This window comes from Pantoea sp. ACRSC (assembly GCF_022346785.1).
Classification (GTDB): domain Bacteria; phylum Pseudomonadota; class Gammaproteobacteria; order Enterobacterales; family Enterobacteriaceae; genus Pantoea; species Pantoea alvi.
In genome coordinates, this window is sequence record NZ_JAKRNN010000001.1 from 541,028 (window position 1) to 564,937 (window position 23,910).

The following is a 23,910-nucleotide window of genomic DNA, read 5'->3' on the forward strand; positions in this document are numbered from 1 at the left end:
GGATCTCCTTAACTTGCCGCGCGCTGCGGCGCGGCTTCACTCTGGTTAAGCCACTGCAGCAGCAGCGAATTGAAGCCTTCGGCGTCGGTGACGCTCATCGCATGGCCACCCCAGCACATGGCTATCTGCTGCGCGTTGGGCAGCGCACCGGCCAGCTGCGCGTTACAGCTCCAGGGCACCAGCATGTCGTCCTGGCTGCAGATCGCCAGCACCGGCTGCTGAATGCGCGCAGCCAGCGGCGTGAAGTCGGCGTGCATCAGGGCGTTCAGGCGCCGCAGCAGATTGTCGCGTCCCTGGAAGTGGGCGAGATGTGCCGCCTCTTCCTCAAGAAGACGCGCCTGATGCTGTGCCATCCACTCGGCCGGATAGAGAAACAGCGGCTGCGCGCGCACAAAAGCCTCGACGCCCGCGTTGAGCAGCAGATCCTGCCGTACCTGAAAGCAGCGCCGCGTGTGGGGATGCAGCCGCAGCCAGCCGTTGATCACCGCCACGCGCTCGACGCGCTCGGGGTAGTCGAGCGCCAGCTGTAGCCCCACCAGACCGCCGAGCGCGTGGCCAATCACGCCGAAGCGCGTAATCCCGCGCTGCGCCAGCGCCTCGGCTAGCTCGGCCGCCATCATCGGCATCGAATAGTCGGCCGGCAGCGGCTGCGCGCTGCGGCCGGTGCCGCGCTGGTCATACATCACCACGCGATAGCGCGAGCTCAGTGCCGCCAGCTGCGGCTGCCAGAACCCCGCTACGCCGCCGAGGCCCGACGCCAGCACCAGCGTCGGCGCCGCAGCATCCTCTCTTCCCACTATCTCCAGATGCATTACGCCTCCCGCTGGCCGATATGCGCGACGCTGGCGATCTCTACCAGCGCATCGGGTTTCACCAGGCCACACTGAATACAAAAGCGCGCCGGTTTATCGCCGGCGAAATAGTCGGCGTACACCTGATTGATGGCGGCGTAATTCTGCCAGTCGGTGAGGAAAATCGAGTTGAACGTTACATCGTCGAGCGTGCCGCCTGCGGTTTCAATCACGGTTTTAATGGTTTCCAGCACGTGGCGCGTCTGCGCAGCGGCGTCGCCGATATGCACCACATTGTTCTCTTTGTCGAACGGCAGGGTGCCGGAGACATAGAGCACGCCGTCGGCCAGCGTACCCGGCACAAAAGGGGCGATCGGCGTGGCGGTGCCCGGCGGAATAATCACAGATTTCGGCATGGCATTACTCCTTATGGCCTTTCAGGCTTTCGCAGAAGGCATCAACGCTGGAGACCCAGCCAAAAAAGGTTTCGATATTGAAAATTGCCGCCTGCTGGGCGAAGGGCGGACCCGCCTGATAAGTGGCGTCTTCCAGCACCACGCCGAAATATTCGAGGAAAAAGCCGTCGCGCAGCGTCGACTCCACGCAGACGTTGGTGGCGATGCCGGTAAAGATCAGATGACGAATGCCGCGGCTGCGCAGCATGCTGTCGAGCGGGGTGTTGAAAAAGCCGCTGTAGCGCGGTTTCGGCAGCACGATATCCTCTGGCTGCGGCTGCAGCGCATCCACCAGCGCGTAGTCCCAGCCGCCTTTGGCCAGCAGCGTGCCCGCCAGCTCAGGCCGTTTGCGCATGGTTTTCAGCGCGTTGGACTTATGGAAATTAGGCGAACCGGCGTCGCCCGCCTCGACATAGCGCGCATCCCAGCCGTTCTGGAACCAGATAATCTGCACGCCGGCCGCGCGCGCGGCGCTGACCGCCTGCGCGATCTTCTCAATTACCGGCGCGGTGGCGGAGACGTCAAAGCCCGCCAGGTCGAGATAGCCGCCGGGGGTGGCGTAGGCGTTTTGCATATCGACCACGATCAGCGCGCTTTGCGCGGGCGGGAAGGCGATCGCTTCCGGGCGCGCGGGCAGCTCAACCTGCGGCAGCGCAGCGGTATGGGCGCAGTAAACGGTACTCATCAGGCTACCTCTCTGTTGTCATTGATCTCGCTGCGGCACTGCATCAGCGGCTGGATAAACTGGCCGAACGCCTCAATCCCCTGCAGGAAGTCGTCGAAAGTGAGCAGGACGCCCTCGGCGCCTTCCACCTGCGCCACCTCGTCCAGCATGCGCGCAACGCTGGCGTAAGAGCCGACCAGCGTGCCCATATTGATATTGACGGCGGAGGTGGGGTCAGCCATCTGGCGCACGTTGGTGTCGCTGCCGGAGCGCTTGTCCTGCTGGCTCTGGGTGGTCAGCCAGGCGAGCGCCTCTTCGTCAGCGCCCGCTTTGTAGTGCTCCCATCTGGCGCGCGCCGCCTCGTCGCTTTCGGCGGCGATAATCATAAACAGCACGTAGGAGCCGACGTCGCGGCCCGCCTTATCCGCCGCCTGCTTCATACGCGCGGCGGTCGGGGCGAAGGCGGCAGGCGTATTGACCCCCTTGCCGAAGCAGAAGTTGTAGTCGGCATGCTGTGCAGAGAAGGCCATACCCGCGTCGCTCTGTCCGGCGCAGATCACCTTCATCGGCTTTTGCGGCTGCGGACTGACGCGGCAGTCGTTCATGGTGAAAAATTCACCTTTGAAATCGGACTGGCCGCTGCCCCAGAGATCGCGCAGCACCGTCACATACTCCGTCAGGTAGTCGTAGCGGCGGCTAAAGTAATCGTCACCCGGCCAGATGCCCATCTGCTCATATTCCGGCTTCTGCCAGCCGGTCACCAGGTTAACGCCGAAGCGGCCGCCCGAGATAGAGTCGATGGTTGACGCCATGCGCGCCACGATGGCGGGTGGCAGCGTCAGCGTGGCGGCGGTGGCGTAGATCTCAATGCGCGAGGTGACGGCGGCAAGCCCGGCCATCAGGGTGAAGGATTCAAGATTGTGATCCCAGAACTCGGTTTTGCCGCCAAAGCCGCGCAGCTTGATCATCGACAGCGCAAAGTCGAAGTGATAGTGCTCCGCCTTCTGTACGATCGCCTTGTTCAGCTCGAACGTGGGTTTGTACTGCGGGGCGTGGGTGGAAATCAGCCAGCCGTTGTTACCAATCGGAATAAAAACGCCAATCTTCATGTCAAACCCTCTTTGCCAGGTGATAAACGGTTTGGTGCGCTGCGCGGCTTCCTGCTTCATCCCTGATGGCGGCGCTTGCTGACAAATTTGCAAAGGTTGTGCCACAAAATATAAATATATATTTAACAATGACTTGAGGGCGGGGCGGTAAAAAAAGTAGAGCAATTGGTCCGTTCTGGACCATCTGGTCAAAAATCACTGCACGTTTAGCAGGCAGGCTGAGCAAAAAAGGTGCAGCGCCCGGGTTGGGCAGGTGAGAGCGGCTTTGCTATGATGCCTGTACGCTTAAGGAATGAGGTAACGCTGTGAAAACCGATGAAAAAAAAACGACGCGACGTTCGCGCGCCACTGCGGCGAAACGCGCCGCCATTCTTGAAGCCGCGCTGGCGCTTTTCTCTCAGTTTGGTATTCACGGCACGCGTCTGGATCAGGTTGCCGAGCGGGCAGACGTCTCAAAAACCAATCTGCTCTACTATTATCCCTCGAAAGAAACGCTCTATATCGCGGTGCTAAAAGAGATCCTTGACGTCTGGCTGGCGCCGCTGCGCGCGCTGCAGCACGATATGGATCCGCTCAGCGCCATCCGCCGCTATATCCGCCTTAAGCTTGAGGTGTCGCGCGACCATCCTCAGGCGTCGCGTCTTTTCTGTCTGGAGATGCTGCAGGGCGCGCCGCTGCTGAAAGGCGAGCTGGCGGGCGATCTCAAGCAGCTGGTGGACGATAAGGCGGCGATCGTCGAGCGCTGGATCAACGAAGGGCGGCTGGCGGGCGTTCAGCCGCAGCATCTCTTTTTTATGCTGTGGGCGGCGACGCAGCACTATGCGGATTTCGCCAGCCAGGTTGAGGCGATTACCGGTCAGACCCTGAGCGATCCGCAGTTTTTTGATGAAACGGTCGAAAACGTACAGCGCATGATCATCGAAGGGATCCGCGTGCGCTGATTTCCTGACGGCTGACGCCGCCGCTCTGTCCCGGAGTCATCGATGGATTCTGTTTCGCAACTGCTGTTGGGGGCGTCAGTCAGCGTCGCGGCGATGGGGCGGCGCGTGCCGCTCTGGCAGGCGGCAGCGGTGGGCGCCGTGTGCGGCACCCTGCCTGACCTCGATGTTTTTATCGATCACGGCGACGCCATCCGCAATATGACGCTGCACCGCACCGAGAGCCATGCGCTGCTCTGGCTGACCCTCATCTCGCCGCTGCTCGCCTGGCTGATTGCTGGCCTGTTTCGGCGCGGGGTGAGCTGGCGGGCGTGGTGGCTGGCGATCTGGCTGGCGCTGATTACCCATCCGCTGCTCGATCTGATGACGGTGTACGGCACGCAGCTTGGCCTGCCGCTCACCGATCACCCCTTTGCCGTTGGCAGCATCTATATCGTCGATCCGCTCTATACGCTGCCGCTGCTGATCTGCCTTGTGGCGGCAGTGCGGCGCGGCGGCGCCGAAGGGCTGCGCTGGAATCGCGCCGGATTAACCCTGAGCACGCTCTATCTTGTCTGGAGCGTGGCGATCCAGAGCGTTGCGGGCTGGCAGGTAAGAGAGTCGCTGGCGCGGCAGCAGGTTTCCGACCAGAAGGTGCTGGTGACGCCCACCGCGTTTAATACGCTGGTGTGGCGTGCGGTGATTATTGATGGCGACCGCTATGGCGAAGCTTACTGGTCGCTGCTGTCGCCGACGCGGGCGCTGCAGATACGCTGGCGGCCTCGCCATATGGCGCTGTTCGCGCCGCTGCGGGGCAGCTGGTATGCGGAGCGCGTCGCCTGGTTTAGTCACGGCTTCTATGCGCTGCGCGAGCAGGATGGTCAGACCGTTATTGCCGATTTACGCATGGGGGAAGAGGGGCGCTACACCTTTACCTTTGGGCTGGGCACGTCGCAGTTGCCTGCTGCGCATCCTGAGCGGCTGCCCTCGGCGCGTCCTTCGCTGGGGGAGAGTTTTAAAAAGACCGGGGAGCGCCTGTAAAAGCAGAAGGAAGTCGCCCGCGTGGTTACGCACCTCATCCCTGAGGTGCGCCTGTTGCCGGGCCAACGCAACGCTCCCGGCGTTTTTGTCCCTGGCGCGGGACGCGCTGCTTCCCGGTTCATGCCTCGCGCGCGTTAACGCTGAGCCGCCTCTGTCGCGGTTTAACCTCCGGGGAAAGGCTTTTAACGGGCGGCGCGACGGCGCAGCAGCCAGCCCAGGGTCAGCATCATAAACCAGAGCGGCGTGACCATCAGCGCCTGGCGGGTATCTTCCTGCAGCGTCAGCAGCACCAGCACGAAGGCGAAGAACGCCATCACCACCCAGCACATCACTTTACCCAGCGGCATTTTAAAGCCTGACGCCGCGTGGCGTTCTGGATACTTTTTACGGTAGGCCAGATAGCTGCACAGGATAATGGTCCAGACAAACATAAACAGGATCGCCGACACCGTGGTCACCATCGTGAACACCGTCATCACGTCGGGGATCAGGTAAATCAGCGCAACGCCTGCCAGCAGGCAGAAGCAGGAGAAGAACAGGCCGGCAGTTGGCACCGCGCGCGCGGAGAGTCGGCCAAAGGCGCGGTGCGCCACGCCCTGCTGCGACAGGCCGTAGAGCATACGGCTGGTAGAGAAGATACCGCTGTTAGCGGAGGAGGCCGCCGAGGTCAGCACCACAAAGTTAACGATGCTGGCCGCCGCAGGCAGGCCGATCAGCACAAACATCTCAACAAAGGGGCTGCGATCCGCCAGCACCTGCGTCCAGGGCGTTACCGCCATGATCACCATCAGCGCCAGCACATAGAACATAATGACGCGCAGCGGGATAGCGTTAATGGCGCGCGGCAGCACCTTATGGGGATCGTGCGTTTCCGCCGCCGCCGTGCCCACCAGCTCGATGCCGACAAAGGCGAACACCGCAATCTGGAAACCTGCGAAAAAGCCGCTCAGCCCTTTCGGAAACAGGCCGCCATGATCCCAGATATTACTCAGGGAGGCGGTGCCGCCGCCCGGCGACGGATAGTGAAGCGCCACCAGCACGACGCCGGTGACAATCAGCGCCACAATGGCGACGATTTTTATGATAGCGAACCAGAACTCCATCTCGCCGAACATCTTCACCGTGGCGACATTCAGCGCCAGAAAGACGAAAACGCACAGCAGGGCACTCATCCACACGGAAAAGCCGGGGAACCAGAGCTGGAAATAGGCGGATATAGCCACGACGTCGGCGATACCGGTCACTACCCAGCAGAACCAGTAGGTCCAGCCGGTAAAGTAACCCGCCCAGGGGCCGAGCAGATCGGCCGCGAAATCGCTAAAGGATTTATATTGCAGGTTGGAGAGCAGCAGCTCGCCCATGGCGCGCATAACAAAAAAGAGCATAAAGCCGATGATCATATAGACGAAAATGATCGACGGGCCCGCCAGGCTAATGGTTTTGCCGGAGCCCATAAACAGGCCGGTGCCGATGGCGCCGCCGATGGCGATAAGCTGAATATGTCGGTTATGCAGATTGCGCCGCAGCTTGTCAGGATTCTCCTGCTCAGCAACGGCTTCTTTTACGTGATCAACCATAAATCGTTATTCCTGTCTGGATGTTGTGTCAGCTCTGCTGGCTGTTTGCGATCGCTTGCCCGGGGGCAAGTTGGCATAAGATAGAGGAATAAGTTAAAAGCCCACTATTTTTTTTGTACAAATGCGGTCTTTACCCCTTATTAACATGTCAGAAAATCTTTACGCGGCACAAACTTGCGTCACAACGCGGCTGTTTTAAGCGAAAAGCGCCGTTTACGGCGCTAAACCGGCGCGTAGCTTCTACACTTTTGTTCTCTAAATCAAGCTGCTGCGAGAGGGAGAATGCGCGCGATTATTCTGCTACTGGTGCTGATAGCCGCGGGATGGTGGAGTTTGCCATGGCTGAAACAGCATCTGCCGCCCCAGTTCAACCCCTTTACGCCGCTGGCGGTCACCGATCCGCCAGGCTGGATGACCCGCTATAAACTCAAGCGGCTGGCGGGCGATCCCGCCGCCTGTCTCGACGTGATGCGGCGCGCGCAGCTGGCGGGCGTGGTAACCTTTAGCGTGCGTCCCGCCGTCACGGGCGCCTGTCCGCTGCCCGATCCGCTGCGTATCCAGCGTTTCGGCAAGGTCGGGCTGAGCAGCAGCTTTCTCGCCAGCTGTCCGATGGCCGTCGCCAGCACCATGTTTGTTCTGCGCAGCCAGCAGCGCCTGGCGCAGGTGCAACCCGGCGCGTCGCTGACGCGCATCAGCCATGTCGGCAGCTACGCCTGCCGCAATATCTATCACCGCACGCAAGGGCGGCTAAGCGAGCATGCCAGCGCCGACGCCTGGGATGTCACCGGCTTTCAGCTGGCCGACGGGCAGCGGCTGGAGGTAGGGAAAAACTGGACGCAGCCGGAGAGCAAATCGGCGCTGCTGCATCAGCTGTGGCAGGAGGGGTGTAATAACTTCGGCAATGCCCTTGGACCGGATTATAACGCCGCGCACGCCGGTCATTTTCATTTCGGCATGCGCGGAACCGGATATTGTCGATAAGTTATACCGCCGGGTTCAGCCCGCGTTTAATCAGGAAATGATTGGCGGGCCAGGAAAATATAAATCCGGTCAGCGTCGCGAGCTGCAGCATAAACCAGAAGGCCGCCAGCAGCGGATTGATTTGCTGATGAAGCACAAATTTCAGGGCCAGGCTCATAAAGAGGAAAATACCCGCCTGATAAACCAGCAGCGGAAAAGTTTCAGTGCGAAAGGCGACCAGCAAAGCGCGCCACAGGGTAAATGCTTCGCGCTGTCTGATTGCCAGAAATTGTAAAAACAGGCCGCTAATCAGAGAAATAGCAAGAAAGATAATTGCCTGCATCCAGAACGGCGTAACAAAATGGTAGTGGTTTAGCAGAGTGATAATCGGAATTGTAATCAGTTCGCTAAAAATGCAGGCGGCCGCAGAGAGAGAGGTCGTGATAAATATGGTTTGCCAGCCCGCGTAATGATGAATTTTTTGCGGGACTAATAACGCCAGTTTAAGCTGACGCGATGGACTTCGGCCAAGATACCACCAGGCCAGCCAGCCGAAGAACGGCATGTAGAGCCCGGTCAGCGGCCAGATAATGTTCATTATCCTGACAGGGTGAGGGTGACGGAAAATATCTTTTAAAATCATCAGAGCGGTACAGATTCCTAATACCAGGAAGGGTAAGGCCAGCTGATTCAACATAGTGTTTCCCACCTGCAAAGGTAAAAGCGCATCCGTAAAAACGGCGCAAGGCGGCAAGGCGCCTGCATGCCGGGCGTAATGGTCAGGCACGGGTTCCGCTGTTAAGCGTAGTCCCAATCGCAATACATAGAAATGATCTATGCTTAAGCGAGGCGGCAAAAACGCGCACGGGTTTTCGCCGCTGGAGGTAAGTTAACTTTAGAATAGCTTAACTCTATGTTTATAAATAAATTACCTGTATAAACTAATTTTACTTAATAGCCATGCTGAATGGCGGCCAAAGTATGAGGAAGTAATTGTCGCAATGCAGATTGAATCTCTTTAAGAAAAATCTTATTCTGTTTTTCAGCCGCTATAATGCTGCTGACAGGATCGCTTTTCGAGAAGCGCTGGTAACACGCTTTAAGTAAAACACGCACAACCGGACGTCGCGTGATTTTTACTGGCATACCGGCTTTTTTCTCAATAAAACTTTTTTCTCATATAAATTTGTTTTTTTAAATGTGCAACCTCAATAAACAGACGCATCAGCGTGAGGATAACGCCGAGGCAATATGACTAACGACAATTATTTCGTCTGGCGCCGTGAGACGGAAAAAGAATTTCAGGCTATCACTTCAACTGCAGAATTGAAGACGCTCATACAAACCCTGATCGTGTCATTAGGGTTCGATAGCTATTCCTTTTTGATTCAGCATCCTGTGCCTTTTACCCGACCACGTATTTTTTTGCATAGCACCTATCCCAAAGCCTGGATTAAACGCTATGAGGAAAAAAACTATTACGCCATCGATCCCGTTTTAATGCTATGTCAGCAGCCCGGACGGGGCCTTGAGTGGACGCATGAGCTGTTCACCGGGGCCGGCGATTTGTGGAAAGAGGCGCAGGAGCATGGGCTGAACAGCGGATTTTCCTGCTCTGCAATGGCATCAAATCGCGCCATTGGTATATTATCTATAGCATCTCACCTGGCAAGTCGGACGCACTATCACCACGTCGAGCTGGAAGTGAAACTGCACTTTCTGGCGGAGCTGAGTTTGCGTTCGCTTCAGCGCTTTTCTGATGACGCGCTAATGGTGCTGAAAAATGATTTTAGTCAGCGCGAGCTCGAAATTTTGAAATGGACCGCAGAAGGCAAAACATCGGCTGAAATTTCGCTTATTTTAGCAATCTCGCAACATACGGTGAACTTTCACCAAAAAAATATGCAAAAGCGATTTAATGTTTCCAATAAAACCCAAATTGCCTGTTATGCGGCGGCAATAGGTCTGATATAGAAAAGGCAACTACTAAATTTAGTAGTTACGTTGCCGGAAGCAGTTGTCTACCCTGCGCCGGGACTTTGCCAGGCTGGCGTAGCGTAAATCAGTGCAAACATGAGGATGTCAGGGGCGCATGATGAAGATAATTCAAACCCAGTTAAAGGATATGCCGTCCTCTCTGCTGGCCGAGTTAGGCAGCTACCGTTACAGCGTATTTGCGCGTGGAGAAGGCTGGTCGATTCCGCCGCGTCTTAGCACGCCGGGTCAGGAGTATGACCGTTACGATCGTTCGGATGTCACCTGGCTGCTGGCCTGGAGCGCGCGCGACGGCATCAGCGGCTGCGCGCGGCTGATGCCCTGGCATGAGCCAGCGCAGAGCGAAGGGCTGGTGGTGCCGTTCAGCCATGAAAAAGTGTGGGAGATGTCGCGCTTCTCGGCAAAGCTGGAAGTGGACGCGGAACTGCCGTTCAACCTGTTATGGCACGCCGTGCAGCTCGCCGAGCTTAACGGCATGGAATATTTGATCAGCTCGGCGACGCCGATGCTGGAGAAGATGTTTGAGGATCACCAGGTCGCCTATGAGCCGCTGACGCCGGGGTTGATCCAGTCGGAGGACAATCTGTTCGCTATTCGTATTCCGGTGGCGCAGCCGGCGCTGGCGGAAAAGTATCGCGGCACGCGGCGCTTTAGCCCGGAAGAGGTGCTGCCGTCGCTGGGCGTCTCCGTTAACTGGCAGTCGCACACCTGACAGCGCGCCCCCGCATCAGGCGGGGGCGAACGCATCACTGGCGATACGCGGTTTTGATCTGTTTAATGGTATTGCTGAACACTTCCGCCTGCGGCTTATCACCCAGAGTCTGCACGTAGCGTTCCATATTAATAATCACTTTACCGGCATCCGCCTGGCCCATTCCTTTCAGAATCAGCGTCACCATCATTTTCAGGCAGGCGACTTCGTCGGCCAGCTTTAGCGTGTCGTGCGAGGTAACAAATTCTTCATCGCTCATCGTGTTCTCCTTGGTGGTTTATCGATCGTGCGGCATGTTCCGCGCAGCCGTGCATCAGTATATCACAACGCGCCATTGGCCTGTTAAAGCGCAGCGCGCAGGCGGTTAACTCATCAGCAGGATTTTATTTGCGGCAGCAGATGAATAATTTTCACAGCCTGAGGGTGCTGCATTTAAGCGCAGGCTAACTATTTGATGGGTTAATAATTTAACTAATTGAAATGTAAAGAATATTAAAAAGAAAAAATGATCATATTTTATGCGCGGGCATATTATTTTTACGCGCTGGAAAGCGTTGATGTAAATCATTGAATACGGTCAAACATTTGGGCTATTGATGTTCATTACGGCGAAAAGCAGGTATCATGCCTGAATTCATTATCAGAATTATTCCCCATTTTAGCTAGCGGAGTGCTCCCCGTTGATCAGTGTTCTTCTTGTGGATGACCATGAACTGGTACGCGCCGGTATTCGACGCATACTGGAGGATATGAAAGGTCTTGTGGTCGCGGGAGAGGCCTGTTGTGGCGAGGATGCGGTCAAATGGTGTCGGGCCAATCAGGTCGACGTCATCCTGATGGATATGAATATGCCCGGCATCGGCGGGCTGGAAGCGACGCGCAAAATTGTGCGCTTTAATCCTGATATCAAAATTATCATGTTGACCATCCACACCGAAAACCCGCTGCCCGCCAGGGTGATGCAGGCGGGGGCGGCAGGCTACCTCAGCAAAGGTGCCGCGCCGCAGGAAGTGGTGAACGCTATCCGCTCCGTCCACGCCGGTCAGCGCTATATCGCATCCGATATCGCGCAGCAGATGGCGCTGAGTCAGATCGAGCCGCAAAAAGCGGAATCTCCCTTCAGCTGTTTGTCGGAAAGGGAATTGCAGATTATGCTGATGATCACCAAAGGGCAAAAGGTGACGGAAATTTCCGAGCAGCTCAATCTCAGTCCTAAAACCGTTAACAGCTACCGTTATCGCATGTTCAGCAAGCTAAACATCAGCGGAGACGTAGAGTTAACGCATCTGGCCATTCGACATGGCCTGTTCAATGCGGAGCCGTTAATCAGTAGTGAGTGAAGTTTTCAACGCCAAAGCCTTTCTCAGCACGGTGACCAGTCAGCCGGGCGTGTATCGCATGTACGATGCCTCGGACACCGTGATCTATGTAGGAAAAGCCAAAGATCTTAAAAAGCGCCTCAGCAGCTACTTTCGCAGCCACGTCGGCAGCCGAAAGACTGAGGTGCTGGTCAGCAACATCCATCATATAGACGTCACCGTTACCCACACCGAAACGGAAGCGCTGCTGCTTGAGCATAACTATATCAAGCTCTATCAGCCGCGTTACAACGTGCTGATGCGCGATGATAAATCTTATCCGTTTATCTTTCTCAGCGGCGATACGCATCCGCGGCTGGCCTATCATCGCGGTGCGAAACACGCGAAAGGGGAGTATTTCGGCCCGTTCCCGAACGGCTACGCGGTGCGCGAAACCCTGGCGCTGATGCAGAAGGTGTTTCCGATTCGCCAGTGTGAAAACAGCGTCTACCGCAATCGCTCGCGGCCCTGTCTGCAATATCAGATTGGGCGCTGCCTCGGTCCCTGCGTCGCCGGTCTGGTGAGCGAAGAGGAGTATGCGCAGCAGACAGAATATGTGCGGCTGTTTCTCGCCGGTAAGGATGACCAGGTGCTGAATATGCTGGTGAAGCGCATGGAAGAGGCGAGCATCGGGCTGCGCTTCGAAGAGGCGGCGCGTCTGCGCGACCAGATCCAGGCGGTACGCCGCATTACCGAAAAACAGTTCGTTTCTAATCAGGGCGACGATCTCGACGTTATCGGCGTCGCCTACGACGCCGGGATGGCCTGCCTGCACGTCCTCTTTATCCGCCAGGGCAAAGTGCTGGGCAGCCGCAGCTACTTCCCGAAAGTCCCGGCCGATACCGAGCTGGCGGAGGTGGTACAGACTTTTGTCGGCCAGTTTTACCTGCAGGGCAGCGAAGCGCGCACGCTGCCGGGCGATATCCTGCTCGATTTCGACCTGCCGGAGCGCGAGTTGCTCTCCGCGTCGCTGAGCGAGCTGGCGGGGCGCCGCGTGGCCATCCAGAGCAAACCGCGCGGCGACCGCGCGCGCTACCTTAAGCTGGCGCGCACCAACGCGGCGACGGCGCTCACCACGCGGCTGTCACAGCACTCCACTATTCAGCAGCGGCTGGCGGCGCTGGCGCAGTTCCTTGAGCTGGACAAAATTAACCGCATGGAGTGCTTCGATATCAGCCATACCATGGGGGAGCAGACCATCGCCTCCTGCGTGGTATTCGACGCTAACGGGCCGCTGCGCAGCGACTACCGTCGATACAATATCGAAGGCATCACGCCCGGCGATGATTACGCGGCGATGAATCAGGTGTTGCGCCGCCGCTACGGCAAAGCGCTGGAAGAGGATAAAATTCCCGACGTTATCCTGATCGACGGCGGCAAGGGGCAGCTGTCGCAGGCGAAGCAGGTTTTTGCCGAGCTGGAGGTGGAGTGGGATAAATCGCGGCCGATTTTACTGGGCGTGGCGAAAGGCAGCGATCGTAAAGCGGGCCTGGAAACGCTCTTCTTCGAGGCGGAAGGTGAGGGCGTTTCGCTGCCGCCAGACTCCGCGGCGCTGCATGTGATTCAGCATATTCGTGATGACGCTCACAATCATGCAATTTCGGGCCATCGAAAAAAACGGGCGAAAGTAAAGAACACCAGCGCGCTGGAGAGCATCGAAGGTATCGGCCCAAAACGTCGCCAGCAGCTGCTTAAGTATATGGGCGGCCTGCAACCCTTGATGAACGCCACGGTTGAGGAGATCGCCAATGTGCCCGGTATTTCGTTCGCACTGGCGGAAAAAATATACCATTCGCTAAAACACTAGCATTGAAACAGGTGAGGCAATGTAGGAACATAGGGGAAATTCTACCCATTCCAGACAGTTACCGGCATATGCAATTTAACATTCCGACGTGTCTCACCCTGTTTCGAGTCGTCCTGATTCCTTTCTTCGTGCTGGCTTTCTATCTGCCGTTCTACTGGGCGCCGTTCGCCACCGCGCTGATCTTCGTGGTCGCCGCCGTCACCGACTGGTTTGACGGCTTTCTCGCGCGCCGCTGGAAGCAAACCACGCGCTTCGGCGCCTTTCTTGATCCCGTGGCCGACAAGGTCATGGTGGCCATTGCGCTGGTCCTGGTGGCGGAATACTTTCACGCCTGGTGGATCACCCTGCCGGCCGCAACCATGATCGCGCGCGAAATCATTATCTCCGCGCTGCGCGAGTGGATGGCGGAAATCGGCAAGCGCAGCAGCGTTGCGGTTTCCTGGATCGGCAAGGTGAAAACCACGGCGCAGATGCTGTCGCTGGTCGCGCTGCTGTGGCGTCCTGACACCACGGTTATCGCCGTAGGGGTCGTGGCGCTCTATATCGCCGCCGTGCTGACATTCTGGTCAATGTTTCAGTATTTAAGCGCTGCGCGCGGCGATCTGCTCGATAGCTGATCGAAGCGATTTAAAAAGCAGCAAACGGACGCACTGTGAAGATAATTCTGTTGACTCAGTGCGTCAGGTCAGTAGAATGCATCGCATCGAACGGCGGCAAAGCTGCCAGAAGATAAGCAAAATCAGCAAGTTCCATTAGATTGCTGAACAATGCGGGAATAGCTCAGTTGGTAGAGCACGACCTTGCCAAGGTCGGGGTCGCGAGTTCGAGTCTCGTTTCCCGCTCCAGATTTGCAGGTCAGGATTAACCTGACGGCACAGCGGATAAAGGCGCGTTGGCAGAGTGGCCATGCAGCGGATTGCAAATCCGTCCACCTCGGTTCGACTCCGGGACGCGCCTCCACTTTACACCCTGCCCGGGTGGTGAAATCGGTAGACACAAGGGATTTAAAATCCCTCGGCTTATGGTCGTGCGGGTTCAAGTCCCGCCCCGGGCACCATATCTGTCGATTGAAAGAACCTAATTAAAATAAAGCAGTAGTAAGCAATGTCGTGACCGCCTTCAGGGCGGTTTTTTTGTGCCCAAATTTCCTTGCTGGCGTGACCTTATATCCTTACAGGCTGGGAAGGAGAGAGTGGAAACGCACATGCCGGCGATGCCATTCACCTGTGTCGTTTAAGGATTGGCAGGCAGGCCGAGCAATAACAGGTGACCCACCGCGCGCTTTCTCAGCCATCCTGCATCCCAGACGGCCGGGGGAAAATAACAAACCCGGCCAGCGCCGGGTTTGTTTGATTATGACTGCGGCTGGCCAACCGGACCTGAGCCCAGCGTGCCGCCCGGCGACGACTGGCCGCTTGGCGCATGAGGACGGCCATCGGACTTAATCGCATCGCTGCGGTGCATACAGCCCGCCAGCGCCAGTACCGCCAGCGTAATACATATGCCTTTTTTCACGTTGTTCATCGTTGCCACCTCATTCTCCGGTATTGAAAAAGAAAGCATAAAAATGCAATGAAATTAAAGCGTAGCAGCTCAGCGCCAGCGCACCAGCGGGAAACGCTTAAATTATGCCGCGCCCTAAAATTTGACCCGCCTCTCATCTGATGCAGCCTGAAGTGCAAAACGCCGCGCTATAGGATACTTTCACGCCTCAGTAACGCGGCACGGGCTGCGGGGATAAAGAAGGATATAAGATGCAGGGCGTGATGAAATTTATTAAAGGCTGTCTACTGTTTTCCCTGCTGTGGGGCCTGTTTATGTGGTTCTGCTTCTGGCAAAAAGAGGGAATGGAAACGGGAATGGCGGTGTTGCAAAGTCTCTATGCAGGCGTGATCTACCAGGCGATGACGACGCTGATTGGGCGCTATAAGGCCCGTCGTCAGGCCAAACCGCTTTAACAGGATGCGGCGTACGTCGCCGCATCCTGTTATCTGTCGCGAATTACTCAAATTTGCCGGTCAGGCGACGATGAAAGTCGCTGCTGCGCGTATCCAGGCCGACAAGGGTAACCTGCGCGCCATGGCGCTGATAGCGGTATTCAATGCCGTCAAGCGCGGCCACCGACGAGGCGTCCCAGATCTGCGCATCGGTAAGATCGATCGTGACCTGTTTCGGGTCATGGCCGTAGTCGAAATGCTCAAACAGATCGTTGCTGCTGGCGAAAAAGAGCGGGCCGCGCACGCGATAGCGCACCGACTGACCGTCCGGGCTGAGTTCGCGTTCGGCGTGGATCACGTGTGCGATACGGCGCGCAAACAGCATTACGGCGGTGATCACCCCTGCCAGTACCCCCAGCGCCAGGTTGCCGCTCCATACCGTCACGATAATCGTCAGCGCCATAACCAGCGTTTCCGACCAGGGCATGCGTCGGAGCGTCGCGGGCTGCAGGCTGTGCCAGTTTACCGTCTTCACCGCGACCACCATCATGATCCCCGCCAGCACCACCATCGGAATCTGCGCCATTACGGCGCTCAGGCCGGTCACCAGCAGCAGCAGTACCAGCCCGGCGACCAGGGTGGAGAGGCGCGTGCGCGCCTTGCCCAGCTCGACGTTGACGATAGTCTGGCCGATCATTGCGCAGCCGGCGATGCCGCCATAAAAGGCGGCGAAAATATTGGCGACGCCTAATCCCCAGGACTCGCGGCGCTTGCTGGAGAGCGTATCGGTAAGATCGTCCACCAGCTTGGCGGTAAGCAGCGACTCCATCAGGCCAACAAAGGCGATGCTGAGCGCGGTCGGCCAGACGATCTGCAGGGTCTGCAGGCTCAACGGCACCTGTAGCGCATTGAGGCCGGGTAAACCGGCGCTCATCGGGCCTTCATCGCCCACGTTGGGCACGCGCCAGCCGAGCAGCAGCGCGACGGCGGTAACGACCAGGATAGCGACCAGCGGCGAGGGCACGCTTTTCAGCACGCGCGGCAGCAGCAGCACAATTGCCAGCGTCACGGCGAACAGCAGCCACACCAGCGCGCTTTGCCCCCAGACGTGCGGCACCTGCGCGAAGAAAATCAGCACGCCCAGCGCGTTGACAAAGCCGAGCATCACCGAGCGCGGAATATAGCGCATCATGCGCGCCAGACCGGCCACGCCAAACAGGATCTGAATGACACCCCCCAGCACCACGGCGGGCAGAATATAGGCCACGCCGTGCGCATGCACCATTGGGCCGATGACCAGCGCCACCGAACCGGCGGCGGCGGTCACCATTGCCGGGCGTCCGCCCAGCACCGAAAGCGTCAGGCAGAGCACCACGGACGCCACCAGGCTGACCTTTGGATCGACGCCGGCGATAACGGAAAAGGAGATCACTTCCGGGATTAGCGCCAGCGCGGTGATCACGCCGGCAAGAGATTCACGGGCGAGCAGGGCAGGGGAACGCAACACGCGGCCCAGGCTCAGGTCGTTGTCCAGGTTTTGGGCAACGTCAGTAGATTGACTCATAAACTTGCAGGCTCTTTTTAATTATTCGCTCTCGCAACAGACGCGAGGAGCGCAGCAGAAATTCAGCTGGAGAGAGTACTGTCTGAGGGGGAAATTTGCCAGCGCTGGCGGAAGCAGCAGGATGACTCCATCCCTGGAGTCGGGACTATACCGTTAAATCGTCAGGTGTTTTATGCACGACCAGCTCGAGAAGCTGGCGATAGATCTCCAGCGTCGCCGCATCGGACTCCAGCTCCAGCCGCTGGATTAGCTTAGCGATAATTGCTTTATTGGTCACAGGCTTACCCGCCTGCAGAATCTCTGCGATCGCTAAACCCAGCATCTCCATCTCGCTGGCACCTTTATCGGCCGCAGCGTTGATGTTATCACCCATCTGTTTTTCGGTTTGTGAAACAGCGCTTTGCATGTGTCAGCCCTAAAAAATTAGCCCCGGTGTTCAGGTCGGATACCGGATCAATTAACGATGAAAATCCCCTTACATGGACAGATGTAAAGGGTAACAGCTCATCAAAAAAAAGGACCTCTGAAGGTGGAAATCCACTGACACCTTCAGAGGCGACGCAAACGCATCATTCGTTACGGAATCGTTATCCGATTCATGGGAGGTAAAGTTATACAATGAAGGTGTACAGACACAAGTACAATATTGGTCAATTTGTGCTATTTGTTAATTATCAACAGCATAAATGTATACATCATGAGTCAAAGCTGTACAGGTTTTTTGTACAATGGAGCAATTGTACAGCTATGCGGGAAAAGCGCACGGCTTCTCCCGCGGCTGTTTAGCTAAAAAGCTTTAGCTTCGAGGTCAGTTTTCGCACCTGCTGTTTCTCGCCGACCAGCGCCAGCCCTGACAGACGCCACTCGCCGCCCGGAATTTCGCGCATCGCCGCGCTAAAGGCCGCGTAGTCGGTGGTGGCCTGGCCCTGTTCGGGAAACAGTACCAGATCGCACCCCAGTCCGGCGCAGCGCGCGCGCAGCGCGTCCATCTCGGCATGCGTGGCCGCCAGCACGGGAATGCCGAAGGGGATAAGACCAGGATAGCGGCAGGCGTCGGCATCCTGTAGCGCTTCGCCCACCAGGGCGGGATGGCGCTGACCGAGAGTCAGCGCAATGACCGCCGCGGCGTTAGCGGCTTTACCAGGGGCGAGGTCGTTTTGCAGGATCATAACGCAACGGGGTTCTTGCATAGCACGTCTCCAGACAGAAAAAGCGCATTGTGGCGCGCTCGTCAGCCCGCGTCTGGAAGATTTGTGCAGGCCTGCTGATAGCGCGCCGGCGTCAGATGGCAGGCGCGCTTAAACCAGCGTCCCAGGTGGCTCTGATCGGCAAAGCCCAGCGCCGCCGCGACGTCGGCAGCGGCAACGCCCGCTGCCAGCTGGCGGCGCGCCTGAGAGAGTCGCCACTGCACCAGCCAGGCGTGCGGCGGTAACCCCCACTGCGCCTGAAACAGGCGCGAAAGTCGAAAGCGATCCACCTGCAGCGCCTCAGCCATCGCCTGTAAGCCGGGATTGTGGGCATGGCAGGCGATTAGCCAGTCGCGCGCCCGCTGCGCCAGCAGGCGATCGCCGTTGACCGCACGCGGTTCGCTGCGCCATAGCGGATGCTGGCTCAGCTGGAGAAACAGGCGCTCAAGCGTGGCCTCCTTGATCAGCGCCGGATGGTCGTGCCACAGGGCGTCAAAACAGTGCCAGACGGCGTAGGCAAGCGCCTTGTCATTGCGCAGCGTGGCGGCAAAGTGGAGTTCGCCGCCGCGGTCGGCGGCAGAGAGCGGCGCCAGCTGCTGTGCCAGCTGCTGTGGCGAGAGATAGAGCATGCGATAGGTGAAGCCCTGCGCATCCACCGCATCGCCGTCGTGCAGCTCCTCCGGCTCCAGCATAAATACCGTGCCGGGTCGGCTGCGATGCTGTTTACGCCGCGAGTGAAACTGCTGCACCCCTTGCTCTGTTACGCCAATCAGGTAGCTGTCGTGCCAGTGGGGATCGTAGGCGTGTCCGGTAAAGTGCGCGCGGATCGTCTCAATGCCGTGCAAGGCGTCGCGTCGCAGATCTATCCAGTTGCTGTTGCGATCGGGCATAGTAACTCCAGATTTACCTCGTCTGGGTAGTAATATGGCTTTAAAACCCGACGACATACGCGTCATTATTTAACGCCTTGTGCTATTTTTATTAGCAATTTACTCGGCGTATAATAACGCACCCATTTAGTCAGAACTCTAATAATCAGGTCGCTACGCTTTGACTCTGCAATATAAAACCTTCACCCATTTGCTCTACCAGACCGCGCACGCCTGGCGTCTGGCCGTCGATCGCCATCTTAAACACAGCGGCCTGAGCATGAGCAGCTGGATGGCCATTGGCCTTATCGCCAGCGAAACCCGGCCGCTGACCCAGACGGAGCTGGCGCAGATGCTCGGACTGGAAGACGCCAGCATGGTGCCGCTTATTGATCGCCTGGTGAAGCAGGAGCTGCTGACGCGCGTCCAGCCGCCGGAAGATCGCCGCAAGCGCCATCTGGTGCTGACGGAAAAAGGCAACGAGGCTTTCGCCTTAGTGAAAAACGAGGCGGACGCGCTGCGCGCCGATCTGCTGAGCGATATCGATCCGCAGGCGCTGGCGACAACGGAGCAGGTGCTGCAACAGCTGTTGACGCGCATGGGAAATATGTAGCAGTGGCCAGACGCAATCCCTATGCACAGCGCGAATGGTTGCCCCATGAAAAACCGATGCTGCCGGGGTCGCCTTCGACCCCGATTCATTCGCCACCGAAGCGGATTGCCTTTGGCCTGATAGGCCTGCTTATCTCTCTGACCGGCGCGCTCAGCAACGCGCTGGTTACCGCCAATCTGACCAACCTGCAGGGCACCTTCGGTGCCTACTCCAACGAAATCGCCTGGCTGCCCGCCGTTTACGTGATGGGCAATATCTCTATCAACCTGCTGCTGGTGAAGTTTCGCCAGCAGTTTGGCCTGCGCGTGTTCACCGAGGCTTTTCTGGTGTTCTACGTGCTGGTCGCCTTTTTTCATCTCTTCGCCAACGACCTCAGCTCGGCAATTATTGTGCGCACCGCGCACGGTATGGCGGGCGCTGCGCTCAGTTCGCTGGGTATCTACTATCAGGTGCAGGCGTGGCCGGCGAAGCACCGACTCAAGGCGCTGGTGATCGGCCTGACCGTTTCGCAGTTCGCCATTCCGATGGCGCGGCTTTTTTCGACCGAGCTGCTGCAGCTGGAGGAGTGGCGCGGGCTCTATCTGTTTGAGCTGGGGCTGGCGATGATCGCGCTGGGCTGCGTGCTGGTGGTGAAGCTGCCGCCGGGCGATCGCATCAAGGCGTTTGAAAAGCTCGATTTTGTCACCTTTATGCTGCTGGCGCCGGGCATGGCGCTGCTCTGCGGCGTGCTGTCGCTGGGACGCATCGAATGGTGGTTCAGCACCCCCTGGCTTGGCATCTGCCTGGCGATGGCGCTGGTGCTGATCGTCGCGGCGATCGTGATTGAGCACAACCGCAAAAACCCGCTGATCAACACCCGCTGGCTCAGCAGCGGCATGATGGTGCGTCTCGGCATCGTAATGATTATGATACGCATCGTGCTGGCGGAGCAGAACACCGGCGCGGTGGGCCTGCTGCAGCAGCTGGGGCTGCTTAACGATCAGATGCGCGGCCTGTCGCTGGCCATTATTGGCGGCATGACGCTCGGCATCGCCACCAGCGCGCTGACCATCCGACCGGCCCACCTTAACTGGCCGATCGTCACTTCGCTGGCGGTGATGATCGTCGCCTCGCTGATGGATGCGCACGCCAGCCCGGTGACCCGCGCCAACAATATGTATCTCAGCCAGTTTCTGCTCGGCTTCAGCAGCACCTTTTTTATGGCGCCGGCGATGCTGATCGGCATCGGCAGCGTAGTGACGCAGCCGAAGAATCTGGTGAGCTTTGTGGTGCTGTTCGGCATGAGCCAGAACCTCGGCGGGCTGATCGGCTCCGCGATTCTCGGCACCTTTCAGGTCTGGCGCGAAAAATATCACTCCAGCCTGCTGGGCGATCGCCTCTCGCTGCTCGATCCCAACGTCACGGAGCGCCTCAGCCAGTATGGCGCGCTCTTCAACAGCCAGCTCGGCGACCCGGTGCTGCAGAGCGCGCAAAGCACCAGCCAGCTGCAGACGGTGGCGACGCTGCAGGCGAACGTACTGGCCTACAACGATACCTATTTACTGACGGCGGCGCTGGCGCTTATTACCCTGATGTGGGCGCTGTGGCGTCTCTCCCGTCAGCGATACCTCACCTGGCGACAGGCGCGCTTTAACCTGATGGAACAGCGCCTGGCGGCAGCGTCACAAGCACCTATGGAGTCACGATGAGTCAGCAGGATGAACTTCAGGCGGCAGAGCGCGATCGCGCTAACCGTCGCCGCATACTTTCGATTGCGGCGGGAAGCGGCATCGTCATTATTGGCGTGCTGATTATTTTATACGCCTGGCAGCTCTGGCCCTTTACCAGCGCGATACAGAGCACCGAGAACGCCTATGTGCGCGGTCAGGTAACCTTTATCAGCCCGCAGGTTAATGGCTATCTCACCTCGGTGGAGGTGGTGGATCTCCAGCCGGTGCGCAAAGGGCAGCTGCTGATGACCATCGACGATCGCATCTACCGGCAGCGCGTACATCAGGCGCAGGCGCAGCTGGCGATGAAGCAGGCGGCACTGCGTAACAACCTGCAGCAGCGCCGCAGCGCGGAAGCCACTATCGTCAGCAACAAGGCCGCGCTGGAAAATGCCAGAGCGCAGGCGCTGAAAGGGGGCTTTGACCTGAAGCGCGTGGAAAATCTGGCCGCCGACGGCTCGCTCTCGGTACGCGAGCGCGACGCGGCGCGCGCCGCTAACGCGCAGGCGCAGGCGGCGGTGCGTCAGGCAGAGGCGCAGGTTGCGGTGGCGCAGCAGAATCTGCAAACCGTTATCGTCAACCGCGCCTCACTTGAGGGTGACGTCGCCAGCGCCCAGGCGGCGCTGGAGCTGGCGGAGATCGACCTTGCAAATACCCGCATCGTGGCGCCGGACGCCGGTCAGCTCGGCCAGCTTGCGGTGCGCAAAGGCGCCTATGTTACGGCGGGCACCCGCCTTACCTCGGTGGTGCCGGACCATAAATGGATTATCGCCAATATGAAAGAGACGCAGCTGGCCGATATCCGGCCTGGCCTGCCGGCGACCTTCCGGGTCGACGCGCTCAACGGCAAGCGCTTTAATGGCCACGTAGAGTTTATCTCGCCGGCGGCGGGCTCTGAATTCAGCGCGATTTCACCGGATAATGCCACCGGCAACTTCGTTAAAATCGCCCAGCGTATTCCGGTGCGTATCGCCATCGAAGCGGAGGATATGCGCGAACTGCGGCCCGGTATGTCAGTAGAGGTGAGCATCGACACCGCTGCGCCGCCGCGTGACAAGGCGGTGAAGTAATGAGGCGGCTGCTATGCAGCGCCCTGGCGGCGCTGGCGCTGAGCGGCTGCGTCACCGAGGTGGAGAAGGCGCCCGCCTCGCTGCCGATCCCGCCGCAGTGGCGCAATCAGGTCGGCCCCGCCGCCGCGCCGGAAGCGGAGTGGTGGCGCGCCTTCGGCGACGACAGCCTTAACAGGCTGGTGGCGCAGGCGCTGCGCAACAACCTCGATATTCTTACGGCGCGTTCGCGCGTCGAGCAGTACCGCGCCGAGCTGCGCGCGGCGCAGGGGGATAACTTCCCGACCCTGAGTGCGGGCGTCGGCGTAACGCATCAGCGCGCGCTCTCTTCCGTTACCGGACAGCCCTACGAGAGCGCCGTTTATCAGGGGCTGCTGCAGGCCAGCTACGATGTCGACCTCTGGGGAGCGCGCAGCAGCAGCATTGCGGCCAGCCAGGCGTCGCTGGAGGCGCAGCGCGCGGCGGCATCGGCGGCGGAACTGACCGTGGCCAGCTCGGTGGCGTCGGGTTATATGAGCCTGGTGGCGCTCGACGAGCAGCTGCGCGTTACCGAGGCGACGCTTGCGACGCGCGGCAATTCCCTGCGGCTGGCGCAGCGCCAGTTTGAAAGCGGCTACAGCTCGCGGCTGGAGTGGATGCAGGCGGCCTCTGAGTTCCAGACGGCGAAGGCGCAGGTGCCGCAGCTCAGGCATCAGATCGCTCAGCAGGAGAACGCCCTGAGCATTCTGGTGGGGATGAACCCGCGCGAGATTGCGCGTCGCCCCCGGTTCAACCAGATTATGCCGCAGCAGATGCCGCAGGTGCTGCCGTCGCAGCTGCTTAACCGGCGGCCCGATATCGTTGAGGCGCAGCGCCTGCTGCTGGCGGCGGACGCGACGCTCGCCTCGTCAAAAGCGAAGCTGCTGCCGTCGCTCAACCTGACCGCAAGCGGTACCCTGCAAAGCAGCGAGCTGCACCAGCTGATCGACAACCCGTTCCGCCTCTGGAGCATCGGCGGCAGCGTGCTGGCGCCGCTGCTGAACCGCGAAGCGCTGACGGCGCAGGTGGATGTGTCGATGGCGGCGCGCAACCAGGCGCTGTACGGCTATGAGAAGGTGGTGCGCAACGCCTTCTCCGAAGTGAATGACGCCATGGATGCCATCTTGCAAGGGCAGGCGCAGCTGGCGGAGCTGCAGAAGCAGGAGGAGTATGTTTCAGAGGCGCTGCGCATCGCCCGCAATCGCTATCAAAACGGCTACGCCTCCTATCTGGACGAGCTGGACGCGCAGCGTACGCTTTACAATACCCAGCTCAATCTGGTCGCGGTAAAAAACGATCTGCTGCTGGCACAAATCGCCCTTTATCGCGCGCTGGGCGGCGGCTGGCAGGCGCGTTAAGCCTGTTCCACGCGGCGGTGCAGGCCGCCGCGCCCTCTGGTTTTCAGCACGCGGCTTTCCATAAAAACTTCTTCTCTATTAGATCCTTACCACTCTTTCGCCTTGCGTCTGTCAAGATTTCGCTTGCAATAACAACAAGGCTGCGCATAATCGCAAACCGTAATAATAATGATTATCAGTAACTTTAGCATTGGGGATGCTC

The 23,910-nt window shown here is 58.6% G+C and carries 26 protein-coding genes and 3 tRNA genes; 16 read left to right on the forward strand and 13 right to left on the reverse strand.

From position 1 onward, the window contains the following. Positions 1-8: 8 nt before the first annotated feature. The 4 genes from rutD to rutA are packed head-to-tail and all read right to left on the reverse strand — an operon-like array spanning position 9 to position 3,019. Positions 9-812 (reverse strand): pyrimidine utilization protein D, encoded by an 804-nt coding sequence (rutD, locus tag MHZ97_RS02595; protein WP_239312099.1) that lies wholly within the window; start codon positions 810-812, stop codon positions 9-11. Further along, a complete protein-coding gene (gene rutC, locus MHZ97_RS02600; RefSeq protein ID WP_103795410.1) occupies positions 812-1,207 on the reverse strand; it encodes a pyrimidine utilization protein C in 396 nt (131 codons plus the stop codon). The genes rutD and rutC overlap by 1 nt, the downstream gene beginning before the upstream one ends. A 4-nt stretch (positions 1,208-1,211) precedes the next feature. After that, on the reverse strand, positions 1,212-1,931 hold the full coding sequence (rutB, locus tag MHZ97_RS02605; protein WP_103795411.1) for a pyrimidine utilization protein B: 720 nt from the start codon (positions 1,929-1,931) through the stop codon (positions 1,212-1,214). Beyond that, positions 1,931-3,019, reverse strand: coding sequence for a pyrimidine utilization protein A (gene rutA / locus MHZ97_RS02610; protein ID WP_103795576.1), 1,089 nt, complete (start codon positions 3,017-3,019; stop codon positions 1,931-1,933). Before rutA ends, rutB begins: the two co-directional genes overlap by 1 nt. Positions 3,020-3,324: 305 nt before the next feature. On the opposite strand from rutA, the gene rutR reads away from it, so the two are divergent. Further along, on the forward strand, positions 3,325-3,960 hold the full coding sequence (gene rutR / locus MHZ97_RS02615; RefSeq protein WP_239312096.1) for an HTH-type transcriptional regulator RutR: 636 nt from the start codon (positions 3,325-3,327) through the stop codon (positions 3,958-3,960). A gap of 42 nt (positions 3,961-4,002) precedes the next feature. Beyond that, entirely contained in the window at positions 4,003-4,977 is a 975-nt protein-coding gene (locus tag MHZ97_RS02620) for a metal-dependent hydrolase (protein WP_239312093.1), read from the forward strand. A 182-nt stretch (positions 4,978-5,159) separates the two neighbouring features. Here the strand turns inward: MHZ97_RS02620 and cycA are convergent, their stop codons facing one another. Next, the gene (gene cycA / locus MHZ97_RS02625; protein WP_239312090.1) at positions 5,160-6,554 is read right to left on the reverse strand and encodes a D-serine/D-alanine/glycine transporter; all 1,395 of its coding nucleotides are present in this window, start codon (positions 6,552-6,554) and stop codon (positions 5,160-5,162) included. A gap of 282 nt (positions 6,555-6,836) precedes the next feature. Between cycA and MHZ97_RS02630 the strand changes: the two genes are divergently transcribed. After that, a complete protein-coding gene (locus tag MHZ97_RS02630; protein WP_103795414.1) occupies positions 6,837-7,535 on the forward strand; it encodes an extensin family protein in 699 nt (232 codons plus the stop codon). Between the two features lies 1 nt (position 7,536). Here the strand turns inward: MHZ97_RS02630 and MHZ97_RS02635 are convergent, their stop codons facing one another. Continuing rightward, positions 7,537-8,301, reverse strand: coding sequence for a DUF4396 domain-containing protein (locus tag MHZ97_RS02635; RefSeq protein ID WP_239312087.1), 765 nt, complete (start codon positions 8,299-8,301; stop codon positions 7,537-7,539). A 164-nt stretch (positions 8,302-8,465) separates the two neighbouring features. Continuing rightward, positions 8,466-8,660, reverse strand: a complete 195-nt coding sequence (locus MHZ97_RS02640) for a hypothetical protein (protein ID WP_239312084.1) — start codon at positions 8,658-8,660, stop codon at positions 8,466-8,468. Between the two features lie 105 nt (positions 8,661-8,765). Here MHZ97_RS02640 and sdiA point away from each other — a divergent pair, with 105 nt between their 5' ends. Together sdiA and MHZ97_RS02650 are read left to right on the forward strand one after the other, a co-directional pair. After that, complete coding sequence (gene sdiA / locus MHZ97_RS02645; RefSeq protein WP_103795416.1) at positions 8,766-9,488, forward strand: transcriptional regulator SdiA; 723 nt, start codon at positions 8,766-8,768, stop codon at positions 9,486-9,488. Between the two features lie 121 nt (positions 9,489-9,609). Continuing rightward, positions 9,610-10,221 (forward strand): acyl-homoserine-lactone synthase, encoded by a 612-nt coding sequence (locus MHZ97_RS02650; protein ID WP_103795417.1) that lies wholly within the window; start codon positions 9,610-9,612, stop codon positions 10,219-10,221. A gap of 34 nt (positions 10,222-10,255) precedes the next feature. On the opposite strand, the gene MHZ97_RS02655 is transcribed toward MHZ97_RS02650, so the two are convergent. Continuing rightward, positions 10,256-10,480 (reverse strand): DUF2594 family protein, encoded by a 225-nt coding sequence (locus tag MHZ97_RS02655; protein ID WP_033751095.1) that lies wholly within the window; start codon positions 10,478-10,480, stop codon positions 10,256-10,258. A gap of 421 nt (positions 10,481-10,901) precedes the next feature. Here MHZ97_RS02655 and uvrY point away from each other — a divergent pair, with 421 nt between their 5' ends. From uvrY to MHZ97_RS02685, 6 genes are all read left to right on the forward strand, one after another. Next, the gene (uvrY, locus tag MHZ97_RS02660; RefSeq protein WP_103795418.1) at positions 10,902-11,561 is read left to right on the forward strand and encodes a UvrY/SirA/GacA family response regulator transcription factor; all 660 of its coding nucleotides are present in this window, start codon (positions 10,902-10,904) and stop codon (positions 11,559-11,561) included. Next, positions 11,554-13,386: an excinuclease ABC subunit UvrC gene (gene uvrC, locus MHZ97_RS02665; protein WP_239312081.1), complete on the forward strand. Its 1,833-nt coding sequence runs from the start codon at positions 11,554-11,556 to the stop codon at positions 13,384-13,386. The genes uvrY and uvrC overlap by 8 nt, the downstream gene beginning before the upstream one ends. 68 nt (positions 13,387-13,454) lie before the next feature. Then, positions 13,455-14,003, forward strand: coding sequence for a CDP-diacylglycerol--glycerol-3-phosphate 3-phosphatidyltransferase (gene pgsA / locus MHZ97_RS02670; RefSeq protein ID WP_103795420.1), 549 nt, complete (start codon positions 13,455-13,457; stop codon positions 14,001-14,003). A gap of 152 nt (positions 14,004-14,155) precedes the next feature. Beyond that, positions 14,156-14,231 (forward strand) — tRNA-Gly (locus tag MHZ97_RS02675). 41 nt (positions 14,232-14,272) lie between these two features. After that, a tRNA-Cys gene (locus MHZ97_RS02680) sits at positions 14,273-14,346 on the forward strand. 11 nt (positions 14,347-14,357) lie between these two features. Continuing rightward, positions 14,358-14,443 (forward strand) — tRNA-Leu (locus tag MHZ97_RS02685). 296 nt (positions 14,444-14,739) lie between these two features. Here MHZ97_RS02685 and MHZ97_RS02690 read toward each other — a convergent pair. Continuing rightward, complete coding sequence (locus tag MHZ97_RS02690) at positions 14,740-14,910, reverse strand: hypothetical protein (protein ID WP_033751084.1); 171 nt, start codon at positions 14,908-14,910, stop codon at positions 14,740-14,742. Between the two features lie 230 nt (positions 14,911-15,140). Between MHZ97_RS02690 and MHZ97_RS02695 the strand changes: the two genes are divergently transcribed. Beyond that, complete coding sequence (locus tag MHZ97_RS02695) at positions 15,141-15,344, forward strand: DUF6404 family protein (RefSeq protein ID WP_239312077.1); 204 nt, start codon at positions 15,141-15,143, stop codon at positions 15,342-15,344. A 43-nt stretch (positions 15,345-15,387) separates the two neighbouring features. Here the strand turns inward: MHZ97_RS02695 and MHZ97_RS02700 are convergent, their stop codons facing one another. From MHZ97_RS02700 to MHZ97_RS02715, 4 genes are all read right to left on the reverse strand, one after another. Next, complete coding sequence (locus MHZ97_RS02700) at positions 15,388-16,887, reverse strand: SulP family inorganic anion transporter (protein WP_239312069.1); 1,500 nt, start codon at positions 16,885-16,887, stop codon at positions 15,388-15,390. A gap of 145 nt (positions 16,888-17,032) precedes the next feature. Continuing rightward, positions 17,033-17,260, reverse strand: a complete 228-nt coding sequence (locus tag MHZ97_RS02705; protein WP_224481511.1) for a biofilm/acid-resistance regulator YmgB/AriR — start codon at positions 17,258-17,260, stop codon at positions 17,033-17,035. 409 nt (positions 17,261-17,669) lie between these two features. After that, positions 17,670-18,077 carry a DUF2000 domain-containing protein gene (locus MHZ97_RS02710; protein ID WP_239312068.1) on the reverse strand — a complete coding sequence of 136 codons (408 nt, stop codon included), beginning with the start codon at positions 18,075-18,077 and terminating at the stop codon, positions 17,670-17,672. Between the two features lie 41 nt (positions 18,078-18,118). Continuing rightward, positions 18,119-18,964, reverse strand: a complete 846-nt coding sequence (locus MHZ97_RS02715) for an AraC family transcriptional regulator (RefSeq protein ID WP_239312067.1) — start codon at positions 18,962-18,964, stop codon at positions 18,119-18,121. Between the two features lie 160 nt (positions 18,965-19,124). On the opposite strand from MHZ97_RS02715, the gene MHZ97_RS02720 reads away from it, so the two are divergent. Genes MHZ97_RS02720 through MHZ97_RS02735 form a run of 4 tightly spaced genes read left to right on the forward strand, consistent with a single transcriptional unit; the run spans position 19,125 to position 23,708 of the window. After that, the gene (locus tag MHZ97_RS02720; protein WP_103795426.1) at positions 19,125-19,556 is read left to right on the forward strand and encodes a MarR family winged helix-turn-helix transcriptional regulator; all 432 of its coding nucleotides are present in this window, start codon (positions 19,125-19,127) and stop codon (positions 19,554-19,556) included. A 2-nt stretch (positions 19,557-19,558) separates the two neighbouring features. Further along, positions 19,559-21,244, forward strand: a complete 1,686-nt coding sequence (locus tag MHZ97_RS02725; protein WP_239312066.1) for an MFS transporter — start codon at positions 19,559-19,561, stop codon at positions 21,242-21,244. Continuing rightward, complete coding sequence (locus MHZ97_RS02730) at positions 21,241-22,335, forward strand: HlyD family secretion protein (protein ID WP_239312064.1); 1,095 nt, start codon at positions 21,241-21,243, stop codon at positions 22,333-22,335. The genes MHZ97_RS02725 and MHZ97_RS02730 overlap by 4 nt, the downstream gene beginning before the upstream one ends. Then, on the forward strand, positions 22,335-23,708 hold the full coding sequence (locus MHZ97_RS02735; protein ID WP_239312061.1) for an efflux transporter outer membrane subunit: 1,374 nt from the start codon (positions 22,335-22,337) through the stop codon (positions 23,706-23,708). The genes MHZ97_RS02730 and MHZ97_RS02735 overlap by 1 nt, the downstream gene beginning before the upstream one ends. The last annotated feature ends 202 nt before the right edge of the window (positions 23,709-23,910 follow it).

Excerpts from the sequence above, each read along its gene's own strand:
- rutD (WP_239312099.1), bottom strand. The coding sequence starts at position 812 with ATGCATCTGGAGATAGTGGGAAGAGAGGATGCTGCGGCGCCGACGCTG.
- rutC (WP_103795410.1), bottom strand. The coding sequence starts at position 1,207 with ATGCCGAAATCTGTGATTATTCCGCCGGGCACCGCCACGCCGATCGCC.
- rutB (WP_103795411.1), bottom strand. The coding sequence starts at position 1,931 with ATGAGTACCGTTTACTGCGCCCATACCGCTGCGCTGCCGCAGGTTGAG.
- rutA (WP_103795576.1), bottom strand. The coding sequence starts at position 3,019 with ATGAAGATTGGCGTTTTTATTCCGATTGGTAACAACGGCTGGCTGATT.
- MHZ97_RS02620 (WP_239312093.1), top strand. The coding sequence starts at position 4,003 with ATGGATTCTGTTTCGCAACTGCTGTTGGGGGCGTCAGTCAGCGTCGCG.
- cycA (WP_239312090.1), bottom strand. The coding sequence starts at position 6,554 with ATGGTTGATCACGTAAAAGAAGCCGTTGCTGAGCAGGAGAATCCTGAC.
- MHZ97_RS02630 (WP_103795414.1), top strand. The coding sequence starts at position 6,837 with ATGCGCGCGATTATTCTGCTACTGGTGCTGATAGCCGCGGGATGGTGG.
- MHZ97_RS02640 (WP_239312084.1), bottom strand. The coding sequence starts at position 8,660 with ATGCCAGTAAAAATCACGCGACGTCCGGTTGTGCGTGTTTTACTTAAA.
- sdiA (WP_103795416.1), top strand. The coding sequence starts at position 8,766 with ATGACTAACGACAATTATTTCGTCTGGCGCCGTGAGACGGAAAAAGAA.
- MHZ97_RS02650 (WP_103795417.1), top strand. The coding sequence starts at position 9,610 with ATGAAGATAATTCAAACCCAGTTAAAGGATATGCCGTCCTCTCTGCTG.
- MHZ97_RS02655 (WP_033751095.1), bottom strand. The coding sequence starts at position 10,480 with ATGAGCGATGAAGAATTTGTTACCTCGCACGACACGCTAAAGCTGGCC.
- pgsA (WP_103795420.1), top strand. The coding sequence starts at position 13,455 with ATGCAATTTAACATTCCGACGTGTCTCACCCTGTTTCGAGTCGTCCTG.
- MHZ97_RS02690 (WP_033751084.1), bottom strand. The coding sequence starts at position 14,910 with ATGAACAACGTGAAAAAAGGCATATGTATTACGCTGGCGGTACTGGCG.
- MHZ97_RS02695 (WP_239312077.1), top strand. The coding sequence starts at position 15,141 with ATGCAGGGCGTGATGAAATTTATTAAAGGCTGTCTACTGTTTTCCCTG.
- MHZ97_RS02700 (WP_239312069.1), bottom strand. The coding sequence starts at position 16,887 with ATGAGTCAATCTACTGACGTTGCCCAAAACCTGGACAACGACCTGAGC.
- MHZ97_RS02705 (WP_224481511.1), bottom strand. The coding sequence starts at position 17,260 with ATGGGTGATAACATCAACGCTGCGGCCGATAAAGGTGCCAGCGAGATG.
- MHZ97_RS02710 (WP_239312068.1), bottom strand. The coding sequence starts at position 18,077 with ATGCAAGAACCCCGTTGCGTTATGATCCTGCAAAACGACCTCGCCCCT.
- MHZ97_RS02715 (WP_239312067.1), bottom strand. The coding sequence starts at position 18,964 with ATGCCCGATCGCAACAGCAACTGGATAGATCTGCGACGCGACGCCTTG.
- MHZ97_RS02730 (WP_239312064.1), top strand. The coding sequence starts at position 21,241 with ATGAGTCAGCAGGATGAACTTCAGGCGGCAGAGCGCGATCGCGCTAAC.
- MHZ97_RS02735 (WP_239312061.1), top strand. The coding sequence starts at position 22,335 with ATGAGGCGGCTGCTATGCAGCGCCCTGGCGGCGCTGGCGCTGAGCGGC.